The 22115-nt window shown below is 65.5% G+C and carries 16 protein-coding genes; 7 read left to right on the forward strand and 9 right to left on the reverse strand.

Features of this window, described 5'->3' with window-relative positions:
- Positions 1-84 precede the first annotated feature (84 nt).
- The 8 genes from QCE58_RS20380 to QCE58_RS20415 are packed head-to-tail and all read right to left on the reverse strand — an operon-like array spanning position 85 to position 10696.
- Positions 85-1806 (reverse strand): GMC family oxidoreductase, encoded by a 1722-nt coding sequence (locus QCE58_RS20380; protein WP_250521924.1) that lies wholly within the window; start codon positions 1804-1806, stop codon positions 85-87.
- A gap of 33 nt (positions 1807-1839) precedes the next feature.
- Positions 1840-2646, reverse strand: a complete 807-nt coding sequence (locus tag QCE58_RS20385; protein WP_008348095.1) for an enoyl-CoA hydratase/isomerase family protein — start codon at positions 2644-2646, stop codon at positions 1840-1842.
- A 6-nt stretch (positions 2647-2652) separates the two neighbouring features.
- Positions 2653-4215, reverse strand: a complete 1563-nt coding sequence (locus QCE58_RS20390; RefSeq protein ID WP_250436536.1) for an AMP-binding protein — start codon at positions 4213-4215, stop codon at positions 2653-2655.
- On the reverse strand, positions 4208-4735 hold the full coding sequence (locus tag QCE58_RS20395; RefSeq protein ID WP_085955302.1) for a (2Fe-2S)-binding protein: 528 nt from the start codon (positions 4733-4735) through the stop codon (positions 4208-4210). The genes QCE58_RS20390 and QCE58_RS20395 overlap by 8 nt, the downstream gene beginning before the upstream one ends.
- A 5-nt stretch (positions 4736-4740) precedes the next feature.
- The gene (locus tag QCE58_RS20400) at positions 4741-5562 is read right to left on the reverse strand and encodes a xanthine dehydrogenase family protein subunit M (RefSeq protein ID WP_175980890.1); all 822 of its coding nucleotides are present in this window, start codon (positions 5560-5562) and stop codon (positions 4741-4743) included.
- Positions 5559-8591, reverse strand: a complete 3033-nt coding sequence (locus QCE58_RS20405) for a molybdopterin cofactor-binding domain-containing protein (RefSeq protein WP_250457417.1) — start codon at positions 8589-8591, stop codon at positions 5559-5561. The genes QCE58_RS20400 and QCE58_RS20405 overlap by 4 nt, the downstream gene beginning before the upstream one ends.
- A gap of 4 nt (positions 8592-8595) precedes the next feature.
- On the reverse strand, positions 8596-9210 hold the full coding sequence (locus tag QCE58_RS20410; RefSeq protein WP_175980894.1) for a UbiX family flavin prenyltransferase: 615 nt from the start codon (positions 9208-9210) through the stop codon (positions 8596-8598).
- The gene (locus QCE58_RS20415; RefSeq protein WP_034471030.1) at positions 9203-10696 is read right to left on the reverse strand and encodes a UbiD family decarboxylase; all 1494 of its coding nucleotides are present in this window, start codon (positions 10694-10696) and stop codon (positions 9203-9205) included. The genes QCE58_RS20410 and QCE58_RS20415 overlap by 8 nt, the downstream gene beginning before the upstream one ends.
- Before the next feature lie 276 nt (positions 10697-10972).
- Here QCE58_RS20415 and QCE58_RS20420 point away from each other — a divergent pair, with 276 nt between their 5' ends.
- From QCE58_RS20420 to QCE58_RS20430, 3 genes are all read left to right on the forward strand, one after another.
- Positions 10973-11914 (forward strand): LysR family transcriptional regulator, encoded by a 942-nt coding sequence (locus QCE58_RS20420; RefSeq protein WP_008348104.1) that lies wholly within the window; start codon positions 10973-10975, stop codon positions 11912-11914.
- Positions 11911-13350, forward strand: coding sequence for an aldehyde dehydrogenase family protein (locus tag QCE58_RS20425; protein WP_250436539.1), 1440 nt, complete (start codon positions 11911-11913; stop codon positions 13348-13350). Before QCE58_RS20420 ends, QCE58_RS20425 begins: the two co-directional genes overlap by 4 nt.
- A 375-nt stretch (positions 13351-13725) precedes the next feature.
- Positions 13726-15630, forward strand: coding sequence for an ATP-binding protein (locus QCE58_RS20430; RefSeq protein ID WP_250521925.1), 1905 nt, complete (start codon positions 13726-13728; stop codon positions 15628-15630).
- A 119-nt stretch (positions 15631-15749) separates the two neighbouring features.
- On the opposite strand, the gene QCE58_RS20435 is transcribed toward QCE58_RS20430, so the two are convergent.
- On the reverse strand, positions 15750-16919 hold the full coding sequence (locus QCE58_RS20435) for a zinc-dependent alcohol dehydrogenase (RefSeq protein ID WP_175980901.1): 1170 nt from the start codon (positions 16917-16919) through the stop codon (positions 15750-15752).
- Positions 16920-17653: 734 nt separating this feature from the next.
- On the opposite strand from QCE58_RS20435, the gene QCE58_RS20440 reads away from it, so the two are divergent.
- The 4 genes from QCE58_RS20440 to QCE58_RS20455 all read left to right on the forward strand — a co-directional run bounded on the left by QCE58_RS20440 (position 17654) and on the right by QCE58_RS20455 (position 22089).
- A complete protein-coding gene (locus tag QCE58_RS20440; protein ID WP_239294579.1) occupies positions 17654-18802 on the forward strand; it encodes a glutathione-independent formaldehyde dehydrogenase in 1149 nt (382 codons plus the stop codon).
- A gap of 167 nt (positions 18803-18969) precedes the next feature.
- Positions 18970-19731, forward strand: a complete 762-nt coding sequence (locus QCE58_RS20445; protein WP_250521926.1) for a hypothetical protein — start codon at positions 18970-18972, stop codon at positions 19729-19731.
- Between the two features lie 11 nt (positions 19732-19742).
- Positions 19743-20915 (forward strand): zinc-dependent alcohol dehydrogenase, encoded by a 1173-nt coding sequence (locus QCE58_RS20450; RefSeq protein ID WP_250436543.1) that lies wholly within the window; start codon positions 19743-19745, stop codon positions 20913-20915.
- Between the two features lie 79 nt (positions 20916-20994).
- The gene (locus tag QCE58_RS20455; RefSeq protein WP_241484849.1) at positions 20995-22089 is read left to right on the forward strand and encodes an SMP-30/gluconolactonase/LRE family protein; all 1095 of its coding nucleotides are present in this window, start codon (positions 20995-20997) and stop codon (positions 22087-22089) included.
- Positions 22090-22115 lie beyond the last annotated feature (26 nt).

Raw genomic sequence — 22115 nt, forward strand, 5'->3', positions numbered from 1 at the left:
TGTATCTCCTTTGGATTACCGCAGGCACGCTTTTATGGATGCGTGCTCTTGTTACGATTGAAAAACGAAATTGCTCGAGCAGTGTCAGTACGCGGCGGCGAGCGGCGGGGCCATGCTCGCGCTTCGCTGCGCGACCATCGCGTCGGCGATCTTCTCGGCGATCATGATGGTCGGTATGTTCGTATTGGCCGATGGCAGCCTCGGCATCAGCGATGCATCCACGACGCGCAAGCCGCGCGCGCCGTGCACGCGCCCTTCGGTATCCGTGACGGCATCGCGATCCTCCGCGCCGCCCATGCGGCATGTGCCGCTCGCGTGCCACACGCCGAACACGTTCGCGCGGATGAACGCGGCGAGCGCGCGGTCGTCGGCGAGCAGCGCGTCCATCTTCAGTCCGCGCGTGAAGAAGCGTTCGATGAGGAAACGGCGCACCGGCGCGGGCGCATCGAGCAGCACGCCGAGAACGGACGTGAGGCGCGCATTGCCCTCGCCGACCCGGCTCAGCGCCTTCACGCGCGCAGAAAACGCCGCCGGAAAGAAGTCGCGCGAACTGCGCCCGAGTCCCGATGCGTGGACCACGCTCGCCAAAATCCGCACGCCCGCGGCGAGGCGCTGCACATCGCGTTCGTCGTCGAGCAGATTGAGATCGACGCGCGGCGCGGCGGCCGCATCGGGCGATGCAAGCTGCACGCGGCCACGCGAATACGGCCGGTTGCACCACAGAAAGAAGAGTCCGAGCCGGTTGCCGAGCGCATGCCACGCCGCACGCGTCGCGCTCGACAGATACAGGTCCGAGGCATCGCAGCCCGCGACGCCGGAACTCAGACGCGCGGCCATCATGCTGGCGCGGCGTCGTGCGAGCGGCATGCGAAAGCGCGGCTCGAGAAAATGACAGAACGTCAGCGACGGATGATCCTGCAGATTGCGTCCGACGCCCGGCAAGTCCACTTCGCACGCGATGCCGAGCGCCGCGAGCTCGCGCGCATCGCCGATGCCCGCGCGCATCAGCATCGCCGGCGACTGCAGCGCGCCCGCGCTCAGCACGACTTCGTCCGCATCGAACTGAACGCGCTCGCCGTTCTCCGCAATCGCGACGACACCGCGCGCCGTCGCGCCGTCCATCACGATGCGTTCCACGCGCAGCTTCGCGTAGACCGCGAGATTCGGACGCCTGCGCGTGGCCTCGTCGAGATAGGCGATGGCCGTGGACACGCGCCGATCGTCGATATTGGAGAACGCGCCGGGAAAGAACCCGTCGCCGAACTCGCCATTCTGGTCCTGCAACTGCGCGACCCCGTTCTCGCGCAGACCCTTTGCGAACGCGTGGCAGAACGCCGGCCAGTCGTCGGGCATGATGCGGCGGATCGGCACCGGGCCGTCGCTGCCGTGCATCTCGCCGCCGGGAAAGTCGACGTCGCGTTCGAGCTTGCGAAAGTACGGCAGCACGTCGCGCCACGCCCAGCCATCGGCGCCGTTCGCGGCCCATTCGTCGTAATCGCGCGGCAGGCCGCGATTGGCCGACTGCACGTTGATGCTCGAGCCGCCGCCCATCACGCGGCCCTGCTCGTACACGCGCGGCGCGGCATCCTTCGTGGCCTTCGCTTTCAGGTCGGGCCAGATGTAGGTATCGCCGCAGAAGACCGGCATCGGATAGCTGTCGAGAATGGCCTCGGGCACGGCGCCGGGCGGCGTATCCGCGCCCGCCTCGATCAGCGCGACGCGCAGCGACGGCACCGCCGACAGCCGATGCGCCAGCACGCATCCCGCCGAGCCGCCGCCCACGATCACGACATCGAAGCGCTCCATCGCCTGTCTCCTTTTATTGTGCAAAGCGCGGGATCAGGACCCGCGAAACACCGGCTTGCGCTTGCCGTGGAACGCTTCGACGCCTTCGCGGAAATCGTCCGACGAGCGCAGGCGGCTATAGCAATGGCCTTCGAGTTCGATCGCGATCGAAAGCGGCGCGTCTTCCGAGTCGTTCAGCAGCTTCTTCGCCGTGCGCTGTGCCAGCGGCGAGAACGCGCGCAGTTCGTCGACGAGCGCATCCGTCGCCGATTCGAGTTCCGCGTCGGCCACGCAGTCCACCGCGATGCCCCATTCGTACGCCTGCTTGCCGGGAATGCGGCGCGAGCGCATCACGATGTCCTTCGTGCGGCCGATGCCGACCATCGACTGCAAGCGCGCCGAGCCGCCCGAGCCGGGAATCTGCCCGAGCTTCTGCTCCGGCAGCGCATAGAACGTCGTATCGGTGACGATGCGGAAATCGCACGCGAGCGACAACTCGAAGCCCACGCCGAAGCAGAATCCGCGATTGGCCGCGATGACCGGCTTCGAGCAGCGCGCGGGCGCCGCGATATTCCACGCGAGCTTCGACACATGTTCCGGCGATGCCTCGAGAAAGCCCTTGATGTCGCCGCCGCTCGAGAAGTGCTCGCCCCTGGCGCGCACGACGATCACGCGCACGCGGTCGTCCTCGTCGAGCGCCTCGAATGCAGCGCGCAACTGGTCGCGGGCGTGCATCGAAATGACGTTGAACGGCGGGCGATGCAGGATGATGTCGGCGCGCTCGCGGGCGGCGTCGATCTCGACTGAAAAGCCGTCCAGGTCTTGCAGCAGCGTCTGGCCGCGATGGTTCAAATCGCTCATGTTCGGTTACTCCTTGGTGGTCTCTGTAGAGGTTGCGTGGGTCTCGCTCGCGTATTCGCCGGCCTGCAGCTTGCGGCGCAGGATCTTGCCGACCGGAGACTTCGGTATGTCGTCGACGAACACGTATTCGCGCGGCCGCTTGAAGTTGACGAGATCGGACTGACGGCACCAGCCGTCGAGCGCTTCTGCATCGACGAACTCGCGGCGCTTGATGAACGCGACGACGCGCTGGCCCCATCGCTCGTCCTTGACGCCCGCGACCGCGACTTCGTCGACGGCCGGATGCAGCGACAGCACCGATTCGATATCCACGGGCGAGATGTTTTCTCCGCCGCTGATGATCATGTCGTCGACGCGGCCGGTGACGTACAGGTCGCCGTCGGCATCGAAGTAGCCGGTGTCGCCGGTGAAGTACCAGCCTTCGCGCAGCGACTTCGCATTCGCGTCCGGGCGATTCCAGTAGCCTTCGAAAGCCTCGTCGCCGAGCAGGTCCGCGATGATCTGGCCTTCCTCGCCGGCAGCGGCGATCTGATCGGGCGATACGGCATCCAGCTTCACGACGCGCAGCCGCGTGTTGATGCCCGCGCGCCCCGCGCTGCCGGGCTTCTTCGTCGCGTCCTGATCGATGCTGAACGTATAGACCTCGGACGAGCCATAGTGATTGACGAAGAGTTCCGGCTCGAAGGCGGCGGACAGGCGCTTGAGCAGGCCGTCGTTCATCGGCGCGCCCGCGAAACCGAGCTTCCTGACCGACGACGTGTCCGTGGCCGCGAACGTCTTGTCGGCGAGCAGGTCGTGATAGAGCGTCGGCACGAGGTAGAGGCACGTGAGCCCGTGCGCGGCGATGGATTCGAGCGCGAGCTTCGCGTTCCAGCGGCGCACGCAGACGAACAGGCCGTCGACGAGCGCCATCGCGAGCAGCGAGCGCACGCCCATCGTGTGATAGAGCGGCATCACGCCGAGCGTTCTCTCGCCCCGCCGATACAGGTTCTGCGCGACATGCGCGAGCGCGCCCGCGCGTTCGTGACGATGACGCCGCGGCACGCCCTTGGCCTTGCCGGTGGTGCCGGACGTGTAGAGGATCAGCGAGATGTCGTCGGCGGTGGCGCGCGTCGTCGCGTCGTGGCGCGCTTCGCTGCGGTCGGCAACGAGCGCATCGAAGCCCAGGTTGCGGCCGGGCGCATCGTCGAGGCCGATGCGCGGCACGTTCTGCGCAGCCGGACTCTGGATGACGGCATCGGCGCAAACGGGCTCGTAGACGATCGCCTTCACGCCGGCATCGGTCACGCAATAGTCGAGTTCCTCCGGCTTCGCGCGCCAGTTGAGCGGCACGATCACGATGCCGGCGAATTGTCCCGCCCAATGCAGCGTCGCCATTTCCCAGCGGTTCTGCAGCACGACGAGCAGCCGGTCGCCGCGTTCGAGACCGAGCGCGCGCAGGCCATCGGCGACATTCAGGATCACGCGATGCCACTGTGCATAGGTCAGTTGCAGTTCGCCATCGACGAGCGCGAGCGCGTTCGGACTGCGCTCGACGCTTTGCAGAAAGGTGCGGCCGAGATCAAGCATGTTCGACCTCGCTCGTGTCCGCTTGCGTCCGGCGGCGCGCCGCCACGTCGAGCACCGCCGCCACGATCGGCGTGTAGCCCGTACAGCGGCAGATATGCCCCGACAGCATTTCGCGCACTTGCTCCTCGGTCGGATTCGGCACGCGTTGCAGATAATCCGCGCACGACATGAGGATGCCCGCCGTGCAGAAGCCGCACTGCAAGGCGTGATGCCGCTGGAACGCCTGCTGCAGGTCGCCGAGCGTCTGCTCGGGCGCGAGACCTTCGACGGTATCGATACGCCGTCCGTCCGCCTGCACCGCGAGCATCAGGCACGCGCGCGCCGCGACGCCATCGACGTGCACGGTGCATGCGCCGCAGACGCCGTGTTCGCAGCCGACGTGCGTGCCGGTCGCGCCCAGTTCGTGCCGGATGAAATCCGACAGCAGTTCGCGCGGCTCGCAATGGCCGCTGCGCTCGCGGCCGTTGAGCGTCAGCGCGATGCGCTGCCGTTCGTCCCGCCGCATGATGTTTGCCGACATGTCGCTCACTTCGCCTCCTCGATCACACGCCATCCGAGTTGCCGGACCAGATTCCGGCGATATTTCGCGCTGATATGCGCGTCGTCCTGCGCGTTCAGTTTCCAGCTCAAATCGTTCAGTGCGCCGCGCAGGTCGTCGCCTGCGAGACGCGGCCAGCTTTCGACCACGGGCCTGTCGGCGACGCCGCCCACCGCGATGCGAATCGCATCGTCCGATACGACCGCCGCGCACGCGACGATCGCGAAATCGCCGTGACGCGCGGAGAATTCGCTGAACGCGTAGCGCTCGCCAGCTTTTCGCAGCGGAAAGCGCACCGCTTCGACGAGTTCGTCCGGCTCGCGCGCGGTCATCAACATGCCCTGAAAGAAATCCTGCGCGGCGAGCGTGCGCCGCTTCTTCTTCGAGCGCAGCATCACGTCGCCGCCGAGCGCCGAGAGCACGAGCGGCAGTTCCGCGCTCGGGTCCGCATGTGCGATCGATCCGCACACCGTTCCGCGATTGCGGATCTGAAAATGCGAGATATGCGGAAAGGCCATCGCGAGCAGCGGCACTTCTTCTGCGAGCGTCGCGCGCCATTCGACGCTGCCTTGCGTCGCGGCCGCACTCACGACGAGCCGCCCCGCTTTCTCGTCGATGCGCACGGCACTGAGTTCGGCGGTGCGGGATATATCGACGAGCATCTTCGGCTGCGCGAGCCGCATGTTGAGCACGGCCATCAGCGACTGTCCGCCCGCCAGCACGCGCGCGTCCTCGCCGTATTGCGCAAGGGCGTCGAGCGCGTCCTGCGTGGTCGGCGCGCGCAGATAATCGAACGCTACCGGCTTCATGCGCGCCTCCTGAAACGTGCGAGGAATCTCGCGAGCCACGATCCGCGCGTCTGCACCGGCTTGCCCGCCGCCTGCCGCCCGAGCGATTCGAACAATTGATTCAGCACGACCTTCGTCGCGCCTTCTAGCATGCGGCCGCCGACCGCGGCGACCTTGCCCGACACCTGCGCTTCGTAGTCGTACGTGAGCCGCGTGCCGCTGCCTTGCGGCTTCAGTTCGACGAGACCGCTGCCGCGCGCGCTGCCGAGCGGCGACGTGCCCGCGCCCGCCAGCCGCAGACGATGCGGCGCGTCGATCTCCGACAAGCCGATGCGCGCCTCGAAACGTGCCTTGATGAGGCCGACGCCCACGGTCACGTCCGCGCGATACTGGTTCGGCGCGGTTTCTTCGAGCGCATGACAGCCCGGAATCACGTTAGCGAGCGCCTTCGGATCGAGCAGCACGGCGAACACGGCTTCCGGCGTCGCGGGCAGATCGACGCTTCCCTGCGCCGTCAGTGCGCGTCCGCCGCCCGGCGTCGCGGGCTTCGCCGCCGGCGCTTCGCGATATTCGGGGCGCGACGGCTCCGGATCGTCGATGCCGATCATCGCCATGACCTTGGACGGCGTGAGCGGCAAGCGAATGTCTTCGACGCCGAGCGCATCGGCCACCGCGTTCGCGATGCACGGCGGCGTGCTCATGTTGTTGCCTTCGCCGAGCCCTTTCGCGCCGAGCGGCGTGAACGGCGACGGCGTCTCCAGATGCACGATCACCGGATCGGGCACTTCGCAGGTCGTCGGCATCAGATAGTCGGCGAGCGTGCCGGACTGGAAGCTGCCGTCCGCGCCGTAGCGGAACTCCTCCATCAGCGCCGCGCCGACGCCCTGCGCGAAGGCGCCGCGAATCTGGCCATCGGCGAGCGCGGGATTGAGGATCGTGCCGGCATCGTGCACGGTGACATAACGGTCGATCCGCACGCGCCCGGTCGCCCGGTCCACTTCGACGCCGCACATGTCGAACGCGAAGCCATACGCCGCCGACGTGTTGATGCGGTCGGCCTCGTCGGGCGCGTCCATGTGCGGCGGCGACCAGAACACCGTCTCGCGCAGGCCCGGCTCCTCGCCTTCGGGCAGGAGCGCGGGCGCCCAGTGCGGCGCATTGCTCGCGGCGCGCGCGAACGGCAGCGCGCGATCCTCGGCGTGCACAGGAAAGATGCGCGCGCCTTCGAAGCGGATCTCGTCGGGCGAGCAGCCGAACTGCTTCGCGAGCACGCGCGACAGCTTCTCGCGCACGCGCGTGGCGGCCAGATGCACCGTGCCCGCTACCGCGCCCGCGAAGCGGCTCGAATAGTTGCCCGCCGCGACGGACCACGCGTCCTTGTGCGTATCGAATTCGACGTTGACGACGATGTCCTTCGGGTCCAGCCCGAGCACATCGGCGACGACTTGCGCGCACACCGTCATGTGCCCCTGCCCCGCGGGCGTCGATGCGATCGTCACGACGACGCCGCCCAGCAGATCGACGCTGACTGTGGCGCTCGCGATCGCGCCGTTCTTCGGCCCGGCCTTGCGGCGCGCGTCGGCGGGCATGACGGTCGTGATGTAGCCCATGTTCGATACCGACGGCTCCACGATCGCCGCGAAGCCGATGCCGAAGAGCCGCCCTTCCCTGCGCGCGGCATCGCGGCGTGCGACGAGTTCGGCGTAGCCGCCTTCGTCGATCGAGCGGCGCAGCGCTTCCTGATAGTTGCCTGAATCGAGCAGCGCGCCGGCCGCCGCGCGATACGGAAACGCATCGGCGGGAACGAAGTTGCGGCGATACACGTCGAGCACGTCGAGCTTCAGTTCGATGGCAATGCGCTGAATCAGCCGCTCGAGCGCGAAGTACACCTGCGGTCCGCCGAAGCCGCGCACGAGGCCGGTCGGCGTCTTGTTCGTGAGCACGACCCGATTGCGCACGAGCAGATTCGGGATCGCATACGCGCCCGTCAGACAGCCGTGCATCCGGTAGAACGTCGCGGGCTCCGGCGCGCGCACGTAACCGCCGACGTCTTCGAGCTGGTCGTAGGACAGCGCGACGATGCGGCCATCGCTTTGCACCGCCGCCTCGATGGTCGAGAGGCGCGCCGTCGCGGAGGTCGCCGCGCTCAGGTGCTCCAGCCGGTCCTCGACCCATTTCACCGGCGCGCCCGCCTTGCGCGACGCGAGGCACATCAGCACGACATACGGAAACACGGCCTGCTTCACGCCGAAGCTGCCGCCCGAGTCGCGCGGAGCCTTGTGACGCAGACGGTTCGCGGGCACGTTGAGCGCCATCGCCATGACGGCGTGCAGCGAGAACGGCCCCATGAAGTTCGACGTGACGTCGTAGCCTTCGTCGCCGGACAGATATTCGGCGATCACGACGCCGCACTCGATCGGCGCGCAGGTGTTGCGCGGATACTGCGCGACGAGCTTCACGCGATGCGGCGCGTTCTCGAACGCCGCTTCCGGCTCGCCGTAGCGGAAATGCCGGTCGCTGACGACGTTGCTGCCGACGCGCTCGTGCAGCAACGGCGCGTCGTCCCGCACCGACTGCTCGATCGACGTGACCGGATCGAGCGTCGCGTATTCGACCTTGATGAGATCGAGCGCGTCTTCCGCGAGGGCACGCGAATCCGCGATGGCGACCGCGACCGGCTCGCCCACATAGCGCACGCGGTCCATGGCGAGCGCCCACTGTTCCATCGGCGATTTCACGCCGACGACGAACGGACGCGACCACGCACGCAGATCGTCGCGCGTGAGCACCGCATGCACGCCGTGCAGCTTCAACGAGGCGTCCGTGTCGATAGAAACGATGTCGGCATGAGCGTGCGGCGAGCGCAGGATCGCGGCGTGCAGCGTGCCTGGTTTCACGGCAATGTCATCGCCGTAACGGCCGCGGCCCGTGAGAATCGCCGGATCTTCGAGGCGCTGCATGGCGCGGCCGACGTGGCGCTGCGGCGTGGCAACGGCGTCGTCGGCGACGCGTGCATTGATATCTGCGAAGGCGGTATCGCGCTGATTCATCGCATCATTCCTCATCTTGCGCGCGGCGGCCGAATGCATCGGCGAGGCCGCTCCAGCGTCGCGCGATCTCCTGATGCTCGATGCCGAAGAGATCGAGAATGCGCCCGACCGTGTGATCGACCACATCGTCGATGCTCTTCGGATGCGCGTAGAACGCGGGCACCGGCGGCATCACGATCGCGCCCATTTCGGTGGCGAGCGTCATGTTGCGCAGATGCGCGAGATTGAGCGGCGTTTCGCGCGCGACGAGCACGAGGCGGCGGCGTTCCTTGAGCATCACGTCGGCGGCGCGCGTGAGCAGGTTGTCGGCGAAGCCGTTGGCGACGGCCGCGAGCGTCTTCATCGAACACGGTGCAATCACCATGCCGTCGCTGACATACGATCCGCTCGCGACCGACGCGCCGATATCGCGCACGTTGTGGACGACGTCGGCGAGCTGGTCGATGTCGCCGCGCGTCAGCCCGAGTTCCTGCGCCGCCGTCACCGCGCCCGATGCCGACACGATCAGATGCGTCTCGTGCGTGCCGAGCCGCCGCAACGCAGCGAGCAGGCGCACGCCGATCACCGCGCCGCTCGCGCCGGAAATGCCGACGACGATGCGCTTCTTCTGCTCAGCCATGATTGCGCGCCAGGTAGGCGTCCAGTGCGCTGTTGTCGGCGGCGACGAGCGCGTCCAGATCGACTGCGTCCTGTCCGGGAATGCGCACGCGCGTAAAGACGTGCTCGGCATAGACGACGGGGCGCGTCGCATCGAGGCCCATCTTCGTGCTCATGCCTTGCAGATGCGCGGGCGCATCGGCGGGCTGGCCGACAGTCGTCGACGGATCGAGCGGCGAACCCTGCGCGCCCGCGATCACGACGAGATCGCGGTCCGCCTGAAAACGCGTCGCGATGGCCCATTCGATTTCGGCGGGATCGTGCACGTTCACATCGGGATCGACTACGACCACTTGCTTGATGTCGTAATGCGCGCCGAACGCGCAGAGGATCACGTTCTTCGCTTCGCCCTCGCGCTTCTTGTCGAACTGCACCCACAGGTGATAACGGCACACGCCGCCCACCGAAAGATGCACGTCCTTCACGTTGGGATGGCTGCGTTGAAGGTGCGCGAGCAACGTCGCTTCGCGCGGAATCGCACCGAGCAGCAGATGCTCCATCTCGGCGGGCACGATCGTATGAAAGACCGGATCGAGCCGATGCGTCACCGCCGTCACTTCGATGACTTCGCGCGCTTCCTTTGCACTGTAGTACTTCGGGAATTCGCCGAACGGTCCTTCCGGCTCGCGCACGTCCGGCAGAATGCGCCCTTCGATCACGATCTCCGCGAACGCCGGCACATGCACGCCGTTCGTCACGCACGCGACGACGGGCAGCGGCGCGCCATGCAGCGCACCCGCGATCTCCAGCTCGTCGTGATCGATCGGCGTGATCGCTTGCGAAGCGAGCATCGTGAGCGGATCGACGCCGATGGCTACGGCGACATCCAGCGCATCGCCGGCTTCTTCCGCCGCGCGCTGAAAGGCATAGAGGTGGCGCGGCAGCAGCAGGATCGCCATGCGGTCGCGGCCATGCACCTGAATGCGGTTGATCGAAACGTTCTGCACGCCGGTCCGCGGATTGCGTGCAATCACGAGACCCGCGGTGATGTACGGGCCGTTGTCGTGTTCGCTATGCGTCGGAATCGGCAACAGCGCGTGCAGGTCGATGCCGTTCGTATGCACGACTTGCTGGCACGGCGCGTTTTCACGTTCGACGCGTTTCGATGGAAGCGGCGCAGCAGCAGCAGCCGAGAAGCGGGCGAGCAGTTCGGTTTCGTCGACGCCCATCGCTTCCGCGATCCATGCACGCTTCGCCATGAAGCCGCTGACGACAGGCACCGCGTGACCGCCCGGCTGCGTGAAGAACGCCGCCTGCGTGCCGTCGAGGCGCTTGGCGATGGCAGCGAGTTCATGTTCAAGCGCAACGGGCTTGTCGATCGTCGCGACGCGGCCGGTCCGCGCAAGATGCGCGAGCCAGTCGCGCAGCGAAAGGGAGCCGGTATCGGTGCGATCCGGGGCCCACGAGAATGCGGGATTGCCGTTCGTTGCGGCATCGCGTGTGTTCATCAGCGTCTCCATCTGGGCGCGCCTGCCAAAGCCAGCGCATTGGATGAAGCGTAGCGAGATCGCCCCATAACGGCTAATACTGTTTATTGATGCGCCGAATCATTCGTGCTTATATCGGTGCTAGCCCGGATGACACGGTTGTTACGGTCACGTATCAATGGAGCACGCGCGAATGGGCGCTTGAGCAGCAAGCCTGAACAAACGCCCGGCGCGGTCCATCGAAGCAGTCTGATAACGGTGCGGTCGCCTATTAGCATCGCTGATACCCCACGGAACATGGACCTCAAGCAAATCCAGTACTTCATCGCGCTGTTCGAGGACGGCTCGGTCACGCGCGCGGCCAAGCGTCTCAACATCGTGCAGCCCGCGCTCAGCATGCAGATCGCGAAGCTCGAGGACGAATTGCATCAGCAGCTTTTCGAGCGCGGCGCGCACGGCATGGCGCCGACCGCCGCGGGACGGCTGATGTACCGCCTGTTCTTGCCGATCATGCGGGACCTGGCCCACGCGCGGCAGCAACTCGTGCAACGCGACGAAGTGGTCACGGGACATGTCGGCATAGGGTTGATCGCATCGGTGACGGAGAGCGTGCTCGCGGATTCGCTGTCGCGCTTTCACGCGCGTTACCCGGATGTCGAAGTCACCGTCGCCGATGGCTACAGCGCCACCTTCATCGACTGGGTCGCGGGCGGCCAGCTCGATGCCGCCATCATCAACAAGCCGCGCGCGCGTCTTTCGCTCGACTCGCGCCCGCTGCTCGACGAAGAGATGGTGCTCGCCACCAGTGCGACGCATGGACCGGATCTGCCGCACGCGATCGAACTCGCGCAACTGCCGGAACTGGAACTCGTGCTGCCGACCAAGCGCCACGGTCTGCGCGGCGTGCTCGACAGCGCCGCGCAGCACGAAGACATCCTGCTTGCGCCGCGCTTCGAGATCGACGTGCTGTCGACCATTCTCAAGCTCGTCGAAAATACGCGCTTCGCGACGATCCTGCCGCGCATCGTCGTCGAGCGGGCCGCGCGGCACGGCACGTTGCGCGCATGTCCGATTCTCGCGCCGCGAATCGTGCGACACATTCTCTGCGTGAGCCATCCGCGCCGCCCGTTGAGCGCGGCGGCCGAAGCGCTCATCGCGATCATCGGCGACGAGTTGCATCGGGCGTCGAACTTTTCGGGTGACGAACCCTCCCCCTTAATCAAGGAAAGCTCCGCATGAACGCACGACACTGGATCGCCGGCGAATGGACCGGCACGCCGACGCTCGACAGCATCGACCCCGCGACGGGGGAAGCCATCGGCCAATATGCCGACGGCGGCGCGCACGAAGCCGACGCAGCCATCGCCGCCGCGCGACATGCGTTCGATCGCACGACGTGGGCGCAGGACGCGCGTTTGCGTCAGGACGTGCTGCTGGCGTGGGCCGCGGCGCTGGACCACGAGCGCGAGTCGCTCGCGACGCTGCTCACGCGCGAGAACGGCAAGACGATCGCGCAGTCGCGTGGCGAGATCGCGGGCGCCATCTCGGAGGTGCGCTATTACGCGGGTCTTGCGCGCCATATCGCCGGGCATGTGCTGGAGCCTGAACCCGGCACGATATCGACGATGCTGCGCGAAGCGGCCGGCGTCGTCGCGATCATCGTGCCGTGGAACGCGCCCGCCGTGTTGCTCGTGCGCTCGCTCGCGCCCGCGCTGGCGGCCGGTTGCACGGCGATCGTCAAGCCCGCCGCCCAGACTTCGCTCGTGACGGCCGCGATGATGCGCTGCTTCGAGCTCACCGCGTTGCCCAAGGGCGCCGTGAATCTCGTCAACGAGCGCGGATATGCGGCGAGCGAGCGGCTCGCGGATTCACACGGCGTCGATGTCCTCAGCTTTACGGGATCGACCGCAACGGGCAAGAAGATCATGGTCGCGGCGGCGGACAGCATCAAGAAGCTGTCGCTCGAACTCGGCGGCAAGTCGTGCTGCGTCGTGTTCGGCGATGCGGATATCGACGCCATCGCGCCGCGTCTCGCGCGGGCCGCGACGATCATCTCGGGTCAGCAATGCACCGCGGCGCGCCGCGTGCTGGTTCATGCGTCGCGGGCGGCGGACATGCGCGAGAAGCTCGCGTCGGCGCTCGCGTCGCTGAAGGTGGGGCCGGGCATCGATCCGGCGACGGATATCGGCGCGCTCATCGACGCCGCCACGCGCGATTCCGTCGAGCACACGATCGAACGTGCGTGCGCGACTGCCGATCGCGTGCTGCTGCGCGGTGCTCCATCGGGACATGCGTTTCTGTCGCCGACGCTCGTCGAGCATGCCGACCCCAAGGCGTTCTTCTGTCAGGACGAGATATTCGGTCCGTTCGTCACGCTGGAGGTGTTCGAGAACGAGCAGGAAGCGATTCTGAAAGCCAACGATACGGTTTTCGGCCTCTCCGCGAGCGTGTGGACGAACGATGGTCCGCGCGCGTTTCGCATGGCGCGGGCGCTGCGCAACGGGACGGTGTGGATCAACGATCACAACAAGCTATTCGCCGAGGCGGAAACCGGCGGCTATCGTCAAAGCGGGCTGGGACGGCTTCATGGCTATGATGCCCTTGCGGATTTCACCGAGCTCAAGCATATCTGCATGCCAGCCGGCGTCGCGGACGGGATCGCGCCGCTGCGGTGATGGCGGGTGGCGGGCCGGCTTCGTCGTGCCGAGCCAAGGCACCAAAAAGAAAGGCAAGAGTCATCCTGTGTAATCCCGATATAAGAAAGTTTTATCCGAGCCATCACGCGATGCTATTAGAACCGGTGGACCTTTCTGCCTAGAATTCAGGTCTCTCAGGTTCGTCGGAATCTCGCTTCTTTGACGGACTTTCAAGCGCCGCCCCCGTAATGGAGTCGGCGCTTTTTTGTTGGCGACTCGGACGCGACTCGCTGACCGAGCGAGGGGCACCGAGTTCCGCCGGCAGCGGATTCCAACGCTCTGCAAGTCGCGAGAAGATAGGAACAAAGACTGCACAGTGGACAGGATAACAACCAGCCCAATCGAGTCACGACCATGATCGTACGCATCGCCCAATATCCACCGAAACAGCGCCTGGTCTTCGGTATTGCAGCTACCGCCGTTATCGTGACAGCTCAGCAGGCGCTGACGATGGTTGCCCACGGACGGCTGACATTCCTCTTCTTCAGCGCGACGCTTCCGTTGATCACGGTTCTGTTCGGGGCGTGGTCGGGATCGCTGCTTCTCGTGAGCGGCATGGCCTTCGGCGCGCTCTGGATGCCGCCCGTCGGCAGTCTGGCCGTTCTGCAACACGACGACCGCATCGTGCTGGTGGCATACGCGTTGGTCGGGGCATTTCTGGTGGCGGCCGGGCAGCAACTCGCCAAGGTGGCGCGGCGTGCAGGAAGCGCCGAAGCCGCTACGCAGGAGGCCACGGATCGCCTTCTGCAGGTCGAGCGCCAGGCGCGACACCGGTTCGACGTGGCCCTGGACAGCGCAGGCGTGCCGTTCGTCATCCTGACCCCGGTCGTTCGCGAGGGCCGCATCGCCGAGTTTCGATGGGACTATCTGAACAAGGCGGCCGCCCAGCTTTTCAATCAGAACGCCGCAGTCGTGATCGGCAGTTCCACGGCATATGTGCGTCCGGCCGGGTGGGAGGCGAACATGCTGCTCGAGCGGCTCACACCGCTCGCCCAGCGCCCGGGAAGAGAGGCATTCGACATACGCGTCTCGGGTGAAAACGGCGAGCAGTGGTTTCACGTCGTCGCGGCGTCTCTGGACGGTTCGGTCGTGGCGTGGTTCGGAGACGTGACGCCACGCGTGCGGGCCGAACAGGCCCTTTCGGAGGCTGACCGCCGCAAGGACGAGTTTCTCGCGACGCTCGCACATGAATTGCGTAATCCGTTGGCGCCGATCCGACACGTCGCGGAGATACTCGAACAGCCGAACTTGACGGAAGAGCGCAGGATCTGGTGCATCAGCGTGCTGCGCCGGCAGTCGGCCGCGATGGCGCTTCTGCTCGACGACTTGCTGGACGTGTCGCGCATCACGCGCGGCGCGCTCAAGCTGCGCAAAGAGGCCGTGGCGATGCGCGAAGTCGTCGACGAAGCGGTCGAAATCGCGAGACCGATCCTCGCAGGCAAGGGGCACGAGCTCGTCATCAAGCCGCCCGTCAGACCATTGCATATCGAGGCGGACCGGCTCCGGCTCGCGCAAGTGCTGGCCAACCTGCTGATGAACGCGGCGAAGTACACGCCACCGGGCGGGCGCATCGAACTCGCGGCGACGGCTGACGACGCCGAGATCGTCCTGTCGGTCACGGACAACGGTATCGGCATCGAGCCGGACAAACTGTCGGCGATCTTCGCGATGTTTTCGCAGGTCAATCGAGATCAGCATCGGCAGGGCGGTCTTGGCATCGGACTCGCGCTGTCCAGATCGCTCATCGAGCTGCATGGAGGCCGACTCACCGCGTCGAGTGGCGGAAAGGATCGGGGGAGCTGCTTTGCCATTCATCTGCCCGCGACGTCGCGCGTGTTGCCCATGCCGGCGCCAACACGCGCTGCGCTTGCCGTTCACGCGTCGGCCCCGAAGCGCCGGATCCTGGTCGTCGACGACAACGTCGATGCAGCGGACGCAATGACGGCGTTTCTGGAGATGCAGGGACACGATGTACGAACAGTCTATTCCGGCGAAGAGGCGATCGAACTCCTCGGCGAATACAACCCGAACGTGATCTTGCTCGACCTCGGCTTGCCGGGCATGAGCGGGCTCGACGTCGCGCGCCGCATACGGGCAACGCCCTCGACGCACGACGTGACGCTCATTGCCGTCACCGGCTGGGGTCAGCAACAGGACCGGGCGCGCACAACAGACGCCGGATTCGATTTTCACTTCACGAAGCCGGTCGATATCGCGCAACTGACTCAAGCTGTCGACAGTGCGGTCGCCGCGCCATAGAAGAAGGCGGCTTGCGGCAGTGACATTCGGGGTGCTTCCGTCCATGATCGTGCGACCGTTTCAACGGTCGCGGCGGAACCTCCGCACCAGCGGATTCAGGCAAGCCGCCGTCTTCCCGACTAAGGCTTCAGCACGACCTTGATGCAGCCATCTTCCTTGTCGCGGAATGTCTTGTACATCTCGGGTCCTTGATCGAGCGGCACCGTGTGCGTGATGACGAACGACGGATCAATCTGCCCTTCCTGAATGCGCCGCAACAGGTCGTCCGTCCAGCGGTTCACATGTGTTTGGCCCATGCGCCATGTCAGCCCCTTGTTCATGGAAGCGCCGAACGGAATCTTGTCGATGAGACCGCCGTACACGCCTGGAACCGACAGCGTGCCCGCCGGACGGCAGACGTAGATCATCTCCCGCAATACGTGCGGCCGGTCCGTTTCCAACATCACGGCCTGCTTCGCCCGGTCGTACAGGGAATCGAATGAGCGCGTCGCATGCGACTCCATGCCGACCGCGTCGATGCACTTCTCGGGGCCCTTGCCTTGTGTGAGATCGGCCAAGCGCTCGAGGACGCTCTCTTCTTCGAAGTTGATGACCGTGGCCCCGCCCGCACGCGCCATGGCGAGACGCTCGGGCACCCGGTCGATTGCAATCACCTGCTTCGCGCCGAGCAGAACGGCGCTGCGAATCGTCATCTGGCCGACGGGCCCTGCGCCCCAGATCGCAACGGTGTCTGTCGGCTCGATGTCGCACTGAGCCGCCGCCTGCCAGCCGGTCGGAAAGATGTCGCCGAGGAAGAGCACCTGCTCGTCGGTGAGGCCGTCGGGAATCTTCACGTGCGTTCTGTCCGCATACGGTACGCGCACGTATTCGGCCTGACCGCCCGGATAGCCGCCTGTGAGATGCGTATAGCCGAACAAGCCCGCAGTCGTGTGGCCGAACACCTTGTTCGCGACGTCCTGGTTCCGATTGCTCCGCTCACAGACGGAAAAGTTGCCGCGCTTGCACTGTTCGCATTCGCCGCAGATGATCGTGAAGGGAACGACGACCCGATCGCCGATCTTCAGCGTGCTATTCGCGTTGCCGACTTCCACCACCTCGCCCATGAATTCGTGGCCCATGATGTCGCCGGATTCCATGCCGGGCATGAACCCATCGAACAGATGCAAGTCCGAGCCGCAGATGGCACATGTCGTTACCTTAATGATCGCATCGCGGGGATGTTCTATGACCGGGTCCGGAACCGACTCGCACCGGATGTCCTTCTTGCCTTCCCAGATGAGCGCTCTCATCGCTAGCCTCCATTGTGAGTGAGCGGTTGTATCGCGCGGCATCCTCTTCGCTTCACAGCAACGCGGCAACCGCCACGCAAACAGCATTCGACGTTCCGTTCAACGCATGCTGTCTTGCCCGCATCGTTGGTTGTCCATCGGGCCATCGACGCCGGCCGGGAATCGGGAGTCGCTGGTCCTGCATCGGTGTCCATGTCAATGAGTGTCCTTATGCGCTGCCGTGTCCGATCTGCGGGCGCGCCGAGCTTTTTTGTCATGGACAATCGCTTCGACAAACGACCGGCGATGCAGGTTAAGCCCGCGAGTCAACTGACCGAATAGCGACCCTTCCGGTTCTCGAACCAGGCCGCTCTTGCAAGATCTGCAGCCCGGTGCAAGTTCTCGGCGACTACGCGATTACACGTCACCCCCACGCATCGATTAGATAGCCGTATCAATCGCACTGGATCTCGATGCTCATCCGCGAGTCGCCTCTGTCGACCCGAATCGGGCACGCGGATAGCTGCCCTTACATCGCGCACCGTCACCAAAAATCCGGAAGCGCATGGCACTCACTATTTAGGATGGCGATAGATTGTCCGGCTTCAACCAGCAATAGCAGACGCTGTCTGCAAAGTGCCGGTCTGCATGAGAGAGGGACGTACCGCAGGAGGGTCTGCGGGTTTGTCGACGCCGACAGCCGCCGAAGGTTTCGCGGCTAAGGCTCTTCGCAGTTGAACTCTCGGGAGAAACATATGAAAGCCGTTGTGTATCGCGGTCCTCGTGAAGTTACGGTCGAGAATGTTCCGGATCCCAAGATCGAGCGTCCGACCGACGCCATCGTCAGAATCACCAGTACCAACATCTGCGGTTCCGATCTGCATATGTACGAGGGCCGAACCGACTTCGAGCAAGGCCGCATCTTCGGTCATGAAAATCTGGGCGTCGTTCAGGAGGTCGGGCCTGCCGTGGAGCGGATCAAGCCCGGCGACTGGGTGTGCCTGCCATTCAATGTAAGTTGTGGCCACTGCATGAACTGCGAGCGCGGCCTCACGGCGTTTTGCCTGAGCGCGAACCAGCCGGGAATCGCCGGCGGCGCATTCGGCTTTGCGGACATGGGTCCGTGGCCGGGCGGACAGGCCGAATATCTCCGGGTGCCTTGGGCCGACTTCATGTCCTTGAAGCTGCCGCCTGACGCCCAGCAGAAGCAGACCGACTACGTGATGTGCGCCGACATCTTCCCGACCGGCTGGCACGCGACCGAACTCGCCGGCATGAGGCCCGGCGACGCCGTGGTGATCTACGGCTCCGGCCCCGTCGGTCTGATGGCCGCGCACTCGGCGATGATCAAGGGCGCCCGCAGCGTCATGGTGGTCGATTGCCATCCCGACCGGCTCAAGCTCGCGGAGTCCATCGGCGCGATCGCGATCGATTATTCGAAGGAAGATCCGGTGCAGCGGGTCATGGATCTCACCCAAGGCATGGGCGCGGACGTGGGATGCGAATGCGTTGGCTACCAGTGCCACGATCCGGCTCCGCAACGCCACGAGAACCCCAATCTGACGATGAACAACCTGGTGTCGTCGGTCAAGTTCACCGGCGGGATCGGCGTGGTGGGCGTGTTCATTCCCGAGGATCCGGGCGCGCAGGACGAACTGGCGAAGAAAGGTCAGATCGCGTTCGACTGGGGCAAGTGCTGGTTCAAGGGGCAGCACATCGCCACGGGCCAGTGCAACGTCAAGGCATACAACCGGCAGTTGCGCGATCTGATACACGCGGGCCGCGCGAAGCCATCGTTCATCGTGTCGCATGAGTTGAAACTCGACCAGGCGCCTGACGCCTATCAGCACTTCGACGTGCGCGACCACGGCTGGACCAAGGTGGTCTTGCATCCGGGAGGTTAGCGAAGCGACGCAGCGATCGTGGTTGCATGAGCGCTCGGGCTCATCGCTCAATCATTGCCACGCGTGCAATGGGCTCGAGCGTCGCCAACATGTCTCGTCGATCCCGCTGCACGGTACGAACCGCGTAGCGGGCACCACGGCGATCAGTAACCTTTGGAGCATTTGTTATGGCAAGCAACATTCTTGCTATCCGGCCGCGCGAATCACTGAGGCGCGGCGGCCATTCTTCGGGCGTGTCGACCGGAGAAGCCATGCAAGGCATTGGCTGGATCCCCGTCGCGCTCAGCGCGGCCTTGATCGTGTCCGGACTCGCCGGACGAAAGAAAGGCACCGTGGCTCTCGCGCTCACTGCCTGCGCGGGCATGGCAGCGGCGAGTGCCGGGTACGGTGTCCCGCTCCATCGCGGACGGGCAGACAACAAGGGGCGAAGTGGGACCGCCGGCGCGACGCCGGAGGTGGAGCGCGCAATCACCATCGGCAAGACTGCGGACGAGCTTCGTCGGCTCTGGCTTGCGCCCGGGACGCTCCCGCAACTCGTGGCAGGCTTCGCGACGTTGCACCCGGCGGGCGACGGCCGCATGCGCTGGGAAATAAGGACGCCGCTCGGGCGCGCCTACCAATGGGAATCGGAGATCGTCGACGGCCCCGGCGGAGGCGTCGGCTGGCGCTCGCTGCCTGGCGCCGCCATTCCGAACGAGGGATCCGTCCGCTTCGACCCCGCCCCGAACGACCGCGGCACCGTGGCGACGCTGCACGTCCGGTTCGACCCGCCCGGCGGCGCGCTCGGTGAAGGCCTGCTGCAACTTCTCGGGACCACGCCGCTGAATCTGGTCGCGGACAACGCGCTGCGGCGCTTCAAGAGCCTCGTCGAGACCGGCGAGATTCCCACCACTGAGCGGCAGCCCGCTGCTCGCGCAACCACGCGTTAAGGAGAGTGAGCATGCGAGCACTGTACTGGAACGGGGTAAACGACCTGCGCGTCGGGACTGTGAAAGACCCGGAGATCATCAATCCCCGCGACGCGATCCTGCGCGTCAGTCTGTCGACGACTTGCGGCTCGGATCTTCACTTCATCGACGGCTACATCCCGACGATGAAGTCGGGCGATGTCATCGGCCACGAGTTCATGGGCGTGATCGAGGAGATCGGCCCCGAGGTGAAGCGCCTCGCAAAGGGCGACCGCGTCGTGGTTCCTTCATTCATCGTTTGCGGGCAATGCTGGTATTGCCAGCACTCGCTCTACTCGTTGTGCGACAACACGCATCCCAAGCCCGAGCTACAGGCACCGCTTCTGGGCGGACATACGACCGCAGGCATCTACGGCTACACGCACGCGTTCGGCGGCTATGCGGGCGCGCATGCGCAATACGTGCGCGTACCGTTTGCCGACAACGACTGCTTCAAAGTCCCTGACGGCGTCCCGGACGATACGGCGCTGTTCCTCTCCGATGCGGCGCCGACCGGCTACATGGGCGCCGACTTCTGCAACATCCAGCCGGGCGACACGGTCGCGGTCTGGGGCTGCGGCGGCGTGGGGCTGATGGCGCAGCAAAGCGCGCGTCTGATGGGCGCGGAGCGCGTCATCGCGATCGACCGCTTTCCCGAGCGCTTGCAGATGGCGCGCGAGCACGCCGGCTCCGAGACGATCGACTATACGGCGGTCGACAGCGTCCTCGAAACGCTCATGGAGATGACCGGCGGGCGCGGCCCCGACGCGTGCATCGACGCGGTAGGAATGGAAGCGCACGGCACCGGGCCGCAATACGCGTATGACCGCGTCAAACAGGCGCTGCGTCTGGAGACGGACCGCGGCCAGGCGCTGCGCGAGGCCGTGATGGCCTGCCGCAAAGGCGGCACGCTGTCGGTGCTCGGCGTCTACGGGCTGATCGACAAGTTCCCGATGGGCGCCATCATGAACAAGGGCATGACGGTGCGCAGCGCGCAGCAGCACGGGCAAGCCTATATGGATCGGCTGCTCTCGCACGCGCAGAAAGGCGAGCTGAACCCTGCTTACCTCGCCACTCACCGCTTCTCGCTGGAGGACGGGCCACGCGGCTACGACATGTTCAAGCACAAGACCGACGGCTGCGTCCGCGCCGTGTTCGCGCCGTAAATTCGCCGCGCATCCCGAGTGCCGCCATGCAAAGGAAACGACCATGATCCGAATCGCAGCCGCGTCCGCCATCGTGGCGATGACGCTTCTCGCCAATGCATCCATCGCACAGCAGCACGCGGGGCCTACATCCGATACGCCACAACTGCAACAGGTCGCAAAATTCGAGCACCAGGTTACGGGCGTGACCGTTTCGAAGGATGGGCGCATCTTCGTCAATTTTCCGCGCTGGACAGAAGATGCGCCGGTCTCGGTTGCAGAAGTGACGCGCGACGGCCAGATCAAACCCTACCCGGACGACGAGTGGAATGCATGGCGCAACGAGAAGAAGAACCAGATGTCCGCCGGAGATCATTTCGTGTGCGTCCAGAGCGTCGTGACCGATGCACACGGCAATCTTTGGGTCGTCGATCCGGCCGCGCCAGCCACGGCATCGCTCGTGCCGGGCGGACCCAAGCTCGTCAAGATCGACCTCAAGGCGAACCAGGTCGCGCAGGTGATCCGCTTCGACGAGAGCGTCGCGCCTCAGGGAAGCTATCTGAACGATGTGCGGTTTTCGCCGGATGGTCACTATGCCTACCTGACCGATGCCGGGGCCAAGGGAGCGCTCGTGGTCGTGGATCTGCAGACCGGCAAGGCCAGGCGCGTGCTCGGCGGCCATCCGAGCACGCAGCCGGAAAAGGACGTGGTCGTCAGGATCGACGGGCAGCCGCTACGCCGACCCGACGGACGCGGAGTCGAATTTGCCGCCGACAGCCTCGCGCTTTCGCGCGATGGGCGCACGCTCTACTGGAAAGCACTGACCGGTCGCACGCTCTATCGCATCGCGACAAACGCATTGCAGAACCCGCGTCTGTCGGAGAAGGACCTCGAAGCGCGCGTGGAGCGTGTCGCCGAGACGGAGCCGACCGACGGTCTTTGGATCGATGAGCGCGGGCGACTTTATCTGAGCGCGATCGAGCAGGACGCAGTCAGAGTCCGTGACGGGGATCGCATCACGACCCTCGTGCAGGACAAGCGGCTGCGCTGGCCCGATACGTTCTCCGAGGGCCCCGACGGGACCCTCTACGTTACGAGTTCCCACATCCAGGACATGAGCTGGTTCAAGCCCGAGACAGGCCCCCGCCTCGAGACGCAGTTGTGGCGCATCGAGGGAATCGGAGCGAAGCAGTGACGCGCAGGACGGGCCGCCCTTCTGGA

It is taken from the genome of Caballeronia sp. LZ028, assembly GCF_031451415.1.
In the GTDB taxonomy this organism is placed as follows: Bacteria; Pseudomonadota; Gammaproteobacteria; order Burkholderiales; family Burkholderiaceae; genus Caballeronia; species Caballeronia zhejiangensis.

What these genes read in the sequence shown, in the direction of transcription:
- QCE58_RS20390 (WP_250436536.1), bottom strand. Translation starts at nt 4,215, where the DNA reads ATGCTTGATCTCGGCCGCACCTTTCTGCAAAGCGTCGAGCGCAGTCCG.
- QCE58_RS20455 (WP_241484849.1), top strand. Translation starts at nt 20,995, where the DNA reads ATGACGCTTCTCGCCAATGCATCCATCGCACAGCAGCACGCGGGGCCT.
- QCE58_RS20385 (WP_008348095.1), bottom strand. Translation starts at nt 2,646, where the DNA reads ATGAGCGATTTGAACCATCGCGGCCAGACGCTGCTGCAAGACCTGGAC.
- QCE58_RS20440 (WP_239294579.1), top strand. Translation starts at nt 17,654, where the DNA reads ATGAAAGCCGTTGTGTATCGCGGTCCTCGTGAAGTTACGGTCGAGAAT.
- QCE58_RS20435 (WP_175980901.1), bottom strand. Translation starts at nt 16,919, where the DNA reads ATGAGAGCGCTCATCTGGGAAGGCAAGAAGGACATCCGGTGCGAGTCG.
- QCE58_RS20395 (WP_085955302.1), bottom strand. Translation starts at nt 4,735, where the DNA reads ATGTCGGCAAACATCATGCGGCGGGACGAACGGCAGCGCATCGCGCTG.
- QCE58_RS20420 (WP_008348104.1), top strand. Translation starts at nt 10,973, where the DNA reads ATGGACCTCAAGCAAATCCAGTACTTCATCGCGCTGTTCGAGGACGGC.
- QCE58_RS20410 (WP_175980894.1), bottom strand. Translation starts at nt 9,210, where the DNA reads ATGGCTGAGCAGAAGAAGCGCATCGTCGTCGGCATTTCCGGCGCGAGC.
- QCE58_RS20405 (WP_250457417.1), bottom strand. Translation starts at nt 8,591, where the DNA reads ATGAATCAGCGCGATACCGCCTTCGCAGATATCAATGCACGCGTCGCC.
- QCE58_RS20400 (WP_175980890.1), bottom strand. Translation starts at nt 5,562, where the DNA reads ATGAAGCCGGTAGCGTTCGATTATCTGCGCGCGCCGACCACGCAGGAC.
- QCE58_RS20450 (WP_250436543.1), top strand. Translation starts at nt 19,743, where the DNA reads ATGCGAGCACTGTACTGGAACGGGGTAAACGACCTGCGCGTCGGGACT.
- QCE58_RS20430 (WP_250521925.1), top strand. Translation starts at nt 13,726, where the DNA reads ATGATCGTACGCATCGCCCAATATCCACCGAAACAGCGCCTGGTCTTC.
- QCE58_RS20380 (WP_250521924.1), bottom strand. Translation starts at nt 1,806, where the DNA reads ATGGAGCGCTTCGATGTCGTGATCGTGGGCGGCGGCTCGGCGGGATGC.
- QCE58_RS20415 (WP_034471030.1), bottom strand. Translation starts at nt 10,696, where the DNA reads ATGAACACACGCGATGCCGCAACGAACGGCAATCCCGCATTCTCGTGG.
- QCE58_RS20425 (WP_250436539.1), top strand. Translation starts at nt 11,911, where the DNA reads ATGAACGCACGACACTGGATCGCCGGCGAATGGACCGGCACGCCGACG.
- QCE58_RS20445 (WP_250521926.1), top strand. Translation starts at nt 18,970, where the DNA reads ATGGCAAGCAACATTCTTGCTATCCGGCCGCGCGAATCACTGAGGCGC.